Source organism: Agrobacterium sp. K11 (assembly GCF_059429395.1).
Genome location: NZ_JCAHRB010000008.1, coordinates 392,742 through 402,562, shown reverse-complemented (window position 1 = coordinate 402,562; position 9,821 = coordinate 392,742). Strand labels below are relative to the sequence as shown.

Sequence of the window (9,821 nt, the reverse complement as noted above, 5' to 3'; positions counted from 1 at the left end):
CTTAAACCGTCAAACAGAAACCTGATCCTGTCCGGTTTTTAAGGGGCAACTCCATAGTCACCGTTGTCTTCACATATTGGAAGCCAATCGCGGGGTAGGCCAGCGCTGCGGCCTTGTTCAATAGCCGATCTCAATTCCCCATAAACGCCACCCATCTCTTCATTTAGAGTAAGTGGCGACAGGTAACCGATGAAAGCGTTAGATATGTTCCTGAGAAATTTTTTATAGTCTTCCGAGAATTCGAAACCCGTGGCGGCTTCGTATCTCGCTATTAGAGCATCATCTGGAAGCGGAGTTTTACGTTTTCGCGGATCATCTAGGCCGTAGACTCATAACGATCTGATCCAGATTCTTGCCGCTGCCAATTTGACGGCGGCGAGAAAGTTCATGGGGTCTTTGTCGTAACGGGTAGCGATTCCTCTGAACTGTTTGAGTTTGCTGAAGAAACGCTCGACGAGGTTGCGCTGCCGGTAAACCCATTGGCTGAAAGGGAAGCTTTCCTGCCGGTTGCTCTTGGCAGGAATGTTGGCCCATGCCTGCCTTTGCTTTGCAAATGCTCTGATTGCGTTGGTATCGTAGGCCTCGTCCGCCAGCAGGATCGCACCCTTGGAGATTCTCTGTAACAATGGTTCCGCCATGCGGCCATCATGGGCTTGACCGGCTGTGAGTGCGAAACGGATCGGGCGGCCATCGGCATCGACAACGGCGTGGATTTTGGTGGTCAAGCCGCCACGGGAACGTCCCATGCAGCCATCGTCTTGATCCCCCTTTTTCCCGTCGCCGCATGTTGATGAACGCGGACACAGGAGCTGTCGATCATGACGATATCGCCATCGAAAGCCTTGGAAATCTCGCCCAGGACATGATCCCAGACACCCGCCTTGCGCCATCGCACAAACCGATTGTAGCAGGTGGTATATCGACCATATCGATCCGGAACATCGGCCCAGGGCGAGCCTGTCCGGAACCGCCACAAGATGCCATTGATCACCCGCCGGTCGTCAACCCGCGGCACGCCGCGCGGCTTATTCGGCAACAAGGGTTGAATAACAGTCCACTCGAAATCGGTGAGATCAAACCGGCGACGGGTCATCAAAGGCCTCCAAATCAAGGCTTCAGTGAATCAAAATCAAACCGATTTGCAAACCCGGTTTATGAGTGCGCGGCCTAGTCGATTCACTTCACTAATAATCGCGTCAATATGTTCAGTCACCAGATACATCTCCTAGAAATCGTTTGCTCGGTTTATCCAATACGTCCGCCGCCAGGAATTAAATTGGGTACGGTTGATGCCAGATGGAATTTCATTGGTATTGACATGAATAACCTTGGAATTTGTCTTATGAAAGGTTTGGGTCATTTCCGCGTATCAGTAAATCTGAGGCATTCCTACCGATGGTCGGCCGTACTGATCGAGCCGGGATAGGTTTCGGCCCTCCAGGTTGAATGTGTATCGATATCAGCGGATTTTCCGGAGACGCCCAAGATCAGGGAAGAAGAGCAAACCATAACCCATCATGATCAGGCACAAGTTTACCAGCCTTCCAATCACTAATGATTTGCATCGCCATTTCTTCATGAGATCCGTGATATTTCATTTCAGGAACCCAACCTGGGAGTTCTGATGAGCTTTTGACCGGAACCGCTCCTCGTTTAAGAAGAGCCACCACGCAAAGATATCCAAAATCTTCGAGTTGCTCGTCCGATAAACCAAAGCTATCAATGCCCACCGGAATAATCTGCCATAACCCGACGGCATCCACCTCCAATTCGTTCGCAACACGGGCGATCCACTCGCTGATCGGTGTTCCAAAATACTTTTCAACAGGCTCTTGGATCATTGCTGGTGTACCTTAAAACCCTTGGGATAGCCGGGAATATCAATATCCAACGTTACCCCGGAATTGTTGGAGGTTCGGATACCCACCCGTCCTCCGCTTGGGAGATCGTACCAAACGCCCTTCCCCCCCGCGTAGGGTCTAGACATTGTGGCTCCATTCAGCAAATCATTTTTCAGAGTGTTGAACTCACTTAAAGAAAGAGTTCGAATGTTTGGTGTGGCTCCTTTGTTAACGGTCCCAACAAAGTCACTATGCGGCCTTAAGATATCATCTATGCTTTTGACAGCTTGACCAGCGGTGCCATCAGACCCAGGGCTTCCTGGCCTCGTCTGCCCCAGCTTTTCCGCGATACCAAAAGTGAGGACAGCGATAGCTGCATTGGCAATTGATTGATTAACAAATCCGCTGAGAGCGGCTTGAACGGAATCAGGGTATCGCGTCAGCAACTCGATGGTCCGAAGGCGTTCTGCGTAGATGGCCGCGGCGAGCTCCTGGTTCGACAAGCCGCCAAACGCACCATTGACAATCGCTTCCTCTCCGGAAGTGATGACGAGATCGCCGCCGGCCGAGACGCTGAATCGGCCGCCCAGTCGTCGGTTCCCGCTCCGCTATTTCATGCGTAATCGCTCTTCTTCGTAAAAGTGGGTTAACGCCTCTGGCTCTCGCTCCAACAGGGCATCGTAGTGCGACGGATCAGTGATGAGCCGCTCATATCCCCAAAGAGCTTCCAAGCCGCTAGCCTCAGTAAGGCTTGCAGTAAATAGCCAATCGGGGGGGAGTCTCGGATGGGTATAAGAGAAAAGTTCGGCCGGAAACCAGTTGGGCAAATGATGATCATCTGCAAGTAACATCAAGAGCGTACCCTGCCATAACGCCATGGCAAAGATATCGTATTCCTTACCAATTGACACAGTAAAGGCCGAATTCACTGTGTATCCAATAGCGAAATGCCGATCCGACAGGACCCGGCCACAATTATCTAGGCACGTTACACGCATGGATCGTCACTTGAATTTAAAATCGTCGACATCGCCAGTCCTTGTATTTCGAACATAGTGGATTTCGATCCCGTTTACATTCTGCGTCATTTTCACCCACCCATTTGTCGCCGGCCAGCGGGAATCGGTCATACTTTTCCGTAGTGGAACGACCGTGCCTGCGGCTGGATTTGACATGGCCTGTTCCATCGCTAGTTTTTCGTTGAGGTTATTGGGGGTGGTTCTGCCAGTCGAGCCTATTCCAAGTGGCTTTAGTCCGCCAGTGACCCCACCCAGGATCGACATCGCAATAATGGTGCTGACGTCAATACCGGTCTTTTCGAGCTGGGCGGATTTTGCATCCCACGTTAGCGACGAGTCGTTCCAGATCGCCCAGCGCTCAGGTCCGAACTCTTCCGCGAACCGTGCACCTTCACCCGTTCCTTCAAGATAGGCCTTGAGACTGCCGCCATAAGGCTGCCCGTCAAGCTTGTCGATGGCGTTCAGCAGCCACCAAGACATCATTGCTCCCTCGCCACTCGAGGAAATACTGCTACCGGCCGCAAACCCGGCGGAGCGCAGGACTTGCACTCGTTCAGCTTGCGTCAGGTTATTCAAATAGGCGTAGATTGCATCCTTGCATTCTTCGTAGGTCTTGATCCCAAGCTGGATGAAGGTGCCGTCCGCCTGGCGGATCGTGCAGTTCGTCTCGTAAGCATAGGCGGGTGTGACGATCCAGTTGAACAGGTTGAACCCCTGCTTCTGGCCGCAGCCAACGAAGGAGCCACCATTGGCGAGCGCCTCGACACCTGCCTTGACCTGAGCCTGCTCCTCCGCTGTCAGTTCGCGGCCGAGCAGGTACTTGTCAATGAAGCCACCCGGCGCAACCATTTCCTTCAGTCCGGAGCCAATCGCATTGAGACTATTGGTCGACAGATAGACCTCAAGACCGACATGCTTGTCTTTGGTGATTTCGTAGGCGTTGTCGGGATCGCGGTTGAGTTCGTCGAGCGGCAGGGTGGAGGCGCCGTCCGCCTCCAGTGCCGCCTGCTGTTCCTTGTCGCGAATGACGATTTCTCCTGGGCCGACGGTGGCGCGCACCGTCTGGCGGGTATCGTCGAGCTGGTAGGAACCCTCCAGCGTCGAATTGCCGACTGGATTGGAGGTCGAGCCCTTGCCGCCGGTGAGATCGAGACCGAGATTGGCGCTGAAACCCTCATACTGCTTCTGGCCCTCGAAGTTCTCATAGGTCAGTGTGCCGGTGTCGAGCGTGAGATCGCCTGAACCCGAGACGATCTTTCCGGCGCCAAGATGGGTATTGCCGCCGACGGTCACGTCCATCGTATCCGCGGAAACGAGGCCCGACTGTTCGGAAACCCAGTTCGTAGACCCGGAGCCCGCGCCGCCACCAAGCTGGATGCCGGAGAGGAGGCTCTTCCCGCCGCCCAGGCTGAAGCCGCCGGAGGTGGATTTGTTCGTCGTCTCGCCGGTATCGGGAACGGAGACGATGGTGAGATCGCCGCCGATGTCGGCCGTCACCGTTTGACCGGCAATGACGGCGCCGGCGAGCGTCATGTTGTTGCCGGACTGGATGACGATGTCGCCGGTACCGGTGACGTGGCTGTTGACCTGGGTGGTTCCGTTGGCATTCGCCTTGGCCGTCGAGGCATTGGCTCCGCCTGTCAGACCGACGCCGACGCCGCCCGACAGGCTGACACCACTCCCGATGCCGATGCTGGCGCCTGCCGACGTGCTGCTGGACGACGAGCTTTGTGTCGCCTCGGCGCTTTCAAGGGTGATATCGTTGCCGGCTTTCAGCGTGATGTCGCCGGCCTTGTCGTCGTTACTGTCGACCGGCAGGCCATGGGCATCGTAGCCGGCCGAGATCTGCACGCCATGGCCGGTGATATCCCCGGATGTGGCTTCGATCGTCACCGAGCGGCCGGCATTGATGTCGGTGGTGACGGGAACGGAACTCGTTCCGGCGGCCTTGTCTTTTGTATAGTTGAAGCCAACCGTGAGCGAGGCCGAGGCGACATTGCCGTTGACGACAGTGTCGAGCGCATCATAGGCCCTGAGCGAGGCAAAGGCAGCGTTGGCCGCGGAATATCCGTCGTTGATGGTCGTAAGCTTTTGAGCTGCGCCGCTCACACTGGTGGCTGCATTTACCACGGAGGTTGACACCGAGAGGCTGATGCCCGCGAAGAGCTCCTCGTGCAGGCTTTCATAGTTGGACTTGTCCTGCGCGGAAAGCAGATTGACGTTGCGCTCCGCAAGGATGGCGACATCGCGGTCTGCCGACACTTGAGCCGCCTGCAGGTTGGCGTCGCGGCCCGCTGATATCGTGAGGTCACGACCGGCAAACAGGATGGATCTGGCGTTGGTCTGCGATGACTGGCTGGTCTGGTCGACAGATTTACCGTAGCCGATACCGATGGATGCGCTGCCATTGCCGGACTTCACCTGAATACCGAAACCGGAACGCTGCTCCTTCTGCGCCGACGCGAAACTTTCAGCGCCTGGCGTGATATTGACATCACGGGCAGCCTCCAGCGCGATGTCACGCCCCGCCATGATGGAAGAGCCGATGACATTGGCGTCGTTTTCGCGTGCAGTGAGCGTGACATCGGTTCCAGCGCTGAGCGCGGAGCCAACGTTGAGGGCGGACGACTGGCTCTTTTCTTTCTGCTCCTTGCCCCAGAGTGAAAGGAAGCCACCGCCAGACCCCGCAAACAGACCGGATTTCTTGCTGCTGCTTTCCAGCGCATGCTGCTCCTCGGCCCCGATGACGGCGACGCTGTCACCCGCGACGCTGATCGCATCGCCTGCCGTTATGTTCGAGCCGGCGATGACAGCGTTGCCGCCAGCATCCAGTTTGATGTTGCCAGACGCGGAAAGCTCGGAGCCGACTGTCGCTTCGTCGTAGTTGTACTGCGTGGAGCTTTTCTTGGAGAGGAAACCCTTGGCTGATGAACTCTGCTCGAACTCCGACGTATTCTTGCCCGACGCGATCAGCAGATCTCCACCTGCGCTGACGTTAATATCGGCTTTGTTGGTCTCATCGCCGGCAGTCACCGTCGAGGCCGAGAGGACGGTATCTCCACCCGAAGTAATGGCCACACCCTTCCCGCCGCTGACCGATGATCCGACAACGGTCTGCGTTTCCGTGTGGCTCGTCGTCTGTTTGCTTCCGCCGAACAGACCGCCCTTTTTCTTATAGGCGTAGTCAATCGTGGTAGTGTCGACAGCCTCAGTGATCGTCACATCACCGGTCGCTTTCAGACCAACGGTTCCATCGGCGGCAATCGTGCTGCCGATGACGTTAAGGTTGCCGCCTGAGTTGGCTGAGGCCGATCCGCCCGCAGTGATCTCGGAGCCCTGACTTGTGGTTCTCACAACGGTTGTCGAACTCCGCTTGTCGCGCAAGGTGCTGGTTGTCGACCGTTCGGTCACGGAGATGTTGATGTCTCCATTCGATGTCAGGCCCAGATTGCCACCTGCTTTCACCTTTGCATTGGCCAGCAGAATGCTCTCGTTCCCCGTCAGCGAGGCATTGCCACCCGCCGTGAAGGTGCCGCCGATCGCCGCAATCGACGAACCGGAAACGGTAAGATCCCCGGTCGATGCAATCATCCCTGATGTTGCAAGCAGACCAGTATCGATCGTCACCTGATTGCCCGCGATCAGCGCTCCCGCAGAATTCAATCTTTCCCTGTCATTGGCGGCAAGATGCAGTACCGGCGCAAGTACGGTCGTACCGTTCACCGTCTGCCATTCATAAACGACAACGGATTCGGTGAGGCTGGCGATCTCCTCAGCCGTAAGCGGTTGGCCGAGCGGGCGCTGCTGCGCTCCCAGATAGGCGGCTCCGTTGTCGAGCAATTGCTTTATCTGAGCGATTGAATCCTGCCCGGTGAAACTGGAGCCCGTCGCTAGTCTGAGCTGCTGTTCAATATATTGGTTCTCGAAATAAGCGTCGCCGAGGAACTGGATCTGGCGATCCGGTTGGTAGCCAATGCGGCCAAGGAAATAGCTGGAACCGTAGAATTTCGAGATGTCGAGGAAAGCAGCACGGGTCTCATAGAGGAAAGACTGACCGGGAACGGTGCCGCCAAAGCCGCCGGACTGCGGGCTGGCGACGGAGCCAAGTGTGAACAGCGCTCCGCTTGCCGTCATGCCAGCGAGCAATCCGGTGGGATCGCTCGAAGGCGCAGCCGCTGCTACGCTGACATGATCTGCGATCGTACCAGCGGCAGCGGTATTGTTAACGGCACCAAAACCGGTAATACCCAGCGCTCCGCCAGAGCGGATCGCCGCGGGAACACCGCCGATCGCCTCGACACTTTCCACGGTCCGTCCCGGCCCGATATCCTTTGACGCATCCCCCGTCCCAAAGGGACTGGGACCAGGCATAGAGACCTGCCATGAGCTCTCGTGGCCTCCAGTATCGCCCGTTGTCTTCGTTTCCTGCCACTCATAGATGACATCGGGAAAATACTGGCAGCCGCCTTGTTGGTTACAATTGAGCGAAGTGGTACGCTGCAATTGCAAACCGAGATTGTTAAGCGTGCCGGAGCCAACAAGTGTCATGCCGGAGCCGGCTTCGATGTTGCTATAGGCATTGGTAAGATCGACGGTATCGACAAAAAGCGTATTGCCCGCCTTGATTGTCGCTGCAGGGCTACCAGCCGATGTGAGACGGTCTTCAGTCACATCACGATAGACATGGCGAATGGGCGCACCAATGACGAACTGCTTGCCAGCAAAAGAGACGGGAGATGAACAATCTCCACATTCGCGTCCATAATAGGTGTCATAAGCCGACACGAGTGCGTTTGAGATTTGCTGGCTCGTATAGGTCGGGGCCACGCTTTTCTCGTTACGCAGATTTGCCGTCAGGATCGAGATATTGCGACTAGCGGAAATTAGACCTGAACTGTTGACCGTAGCAGCATTGCGCGCGCCAGAAACACTTCCAGCAATTGTGAGGTCACGACCTGCGACAATCGCCCCCTGATCATTGGCAAGCACGCCGCCCACGAAAAGTGCTGCGTCGTTACCGGCATAGATGAGCCCCGCGGCGGTGTTGGTGAGGTTGCCGGCGATATTGAGGGTAAGATCATTGCCAGCAGCCAGCTGACCGGCGTTGGCAAGTTGCGAAAGCGACAGCGTCAGATCATGGGCCGCAAGAATATTGGTGGCGTCATTCGCAATGAGGCTACCCGCTTGGATCGCGATGTCACCTGACCCCTGAACGGAACGAGCTGTGCTGCTCGCGGTGACAGCATTGAGCCGCGCACCCGTCAGATCTGTCGTTCCAGATGAGGTGAGATCAATACCACCTGACGTTAGCGTGCTGTTGGTGAGATTAATATTATTGGCATCGATGTAGAGCGTGCCGGATGTGGCAAGTCTGCTCCTGTTATTGGAAAGGTCGGCATTTTGCTGCCTGATCCTGATGTCGCCCCCGGCGGCCGTACGTTTGTCGAAGCTGATGACACCATTTGTCGAAGACAGCAAAACGTCTCCGTTTGCCTCGAGACTGTCATAGCGGATGTCGCTGCCAGCCGAAGCCTGCAAATTCCCTTCTGCAAGCACGAGCCCGGAAATCCCGAGATGAAGGCCGGAAAGCAGCGCCAAATCGCCTTTCGAAAGCAGCGAGCCCGCTGTGATCGCGCCTGAAGCCGCCGTTAGCGACATCGCCGTGCCAGACTGGGCCGTGCCGCTGATGGCAATGGAGCCAGCCCCGGACCACAGCGAAACGGGTCCGGTAGCCGACGCGTCGGCCAAGGCAATACGCCCATCTGCCAGAAGGTTGACTGCACCACTGGCCCCGAGAGTACCGGCGACATCTATGAAGCCGGCCCCACCATTGATCAGAATATCCTCTTCAGCACCGATCGAAGCAACCTTGGTGTCCTTGCCCGCCTTAACCGACACCGACTTTTTCGAGGTCAGACGACCAGTTGAAACACTTCCCTTAGAGGAAATGTTCACACCGTTATTGCCAGAGGCATTGCCGATCGAGATTTTGCCGTCGGCCGACAGCGAGAGCTCCCCGGCATTGGCGGCCATGTCTCCGCGCATGCGAACGCCAGCGCCCTTTTCCGTGACGACCATCTTGATACGGCCGGCCTGCATGGCCCCGAGTGCTGAACCGTCGATTGCGTATTCAGGTGTTCCGGAGGTCGCATCAAGTGGAGTTGCATCCCCCGTGGCATAATCGAACTTGCTCTTGCCGGCCGTCAGGCGCAAATCCTCGCCATAAATCGTGCCGTCAATATGGATGGTGCGGGATACGATATCGAACAGATCGACTCTCCCGTCCCCTGTCGCAAAATTCGCTCCCTTCGGACCAAACGTAACGTCTCCGCTATTGACCGTGAAGCCATTGAGACGTCCATCAGCGCCGATGTCAGGCACACCCGTCGTCAGCGTGGCGCGTGGCGTGTTGATGAAACCGCAGCCGTCGCAGGTGATCCCGTTCGGATTGGCGATAATGACGTCGGCGCGGCCGCCGAACACTTCGGTCGGCCCGACGAGAGAACTGCGATTTTGCGACGTCACCTCATTGAGGATGACCGTGGCAGCACCCCTGCCTTGAAGGTTTGGATTGCCAGGTGTCGCGCCACCCAGCTTCGACGTACCGATCTCACCATTGTAGTTGTTGAGAATAACGCCCGGCGTGCCGACGTTGAAATTGTTGTATTTGTTGTGCGACAGACCCTGGCTGTTGGGTCCGACGATATCGATGAGCGGCACGCCGTTCGGAGCAGCCCCTATCCCGGGGCGATTTGCAAAAGATCCTCCAACTTCCGGCGATATGTCCTGTGCGTGAAGAAGCACTGGCTGAAGCACGAGCGTAAAACTGACAACGGTGGCAATGAATTTTTGAGCCAGCGTCCCGGCATTGGCGAACAATGCGCGGTCGGTTGTTTTGCGTGGAAGACGCTTAAACTGTGATGTCATTGTTGTTCGCCTCTCGTGGCAGACGGAATTTGGG

At 56.4% G+C, this 9,821-nt stretch carries 5 protein-coding genes and 1 pseudogene; all 6 read right to left on the bottom strand.

Annotated elements, in window-relative coordinates:
* Positions 1 to 38: 38 nt before the first annotated feature.
* Positions 39 to 293, bottom strand: a pseudogene (locus AC5SEO_RS16665) (SMI1/KNR4 family protein); the annotation flags it as partial.
* Positions 294 to 329: 36 nt separating this feature from the next.
* Positions 330 to 1,093 (bottom strand): IS5 family transposase gene (locus AC5SEO_RS16660; RefSeq protein WP_112200615.1). Its coding sequence is split into 2 segments (ribosomal slippage): positions 330 to 778 and positions 778 to 1,093, totalling 765 coding nucleotides; the frame shifts between segments, so codons are not numbered across the junction.
* A 132-nt stretch (positions 1,094 to 1,225) separates the two neighbouring features.
* Entirely contained in the window at positions 1,226 to 1,360 is a 135-nt protein-coding gene (locus AC5SEO_RS16655; protein WP_112200616.1) for an HNH/ENDO VII family nuclease, read from the bottom strand.
* A 127-nt stretch (positions 1,361 to 1,487) separates the two neighbouring features.
* A complete protein-coding gene (locus tag AC5SEO_RS16650; RefSeq protein ID WP_112200617.1) occupies positions 1,488 to 1,841 on the bottom strand; it encodes a hypothetical protein in 354 nt (117 codons plus the stop codon).
* Between the two features lie 608 nt (positions 1,842 to 2,449).
* Positions 2,450 to 2,770, bottom strand: coding sequence for a hypothetical protein (locus tag AC5SEO_RS16645; protein WP_162691750.1), 321 nt, complete (start codon positions 2,768 to 2,770; stop codon positions 2,450 to 2,452).
* A 75-nt stretch (positions 2,771 to 2,845) separates the two neighbouring features.
* Positions 2,846 to 9,787, bottom strand: coding sequence for a hemagglutinin repeat-containing protein (locus AC5SEO_RS16640; protein WP_236772240.1), 6,942 nt, complete (start codon positions 9,785 to 9,787; stop codon positions 2,846 to 2,848).
* Positions 9,788 to 9,821: the final 34 nt, after the last annotated feature.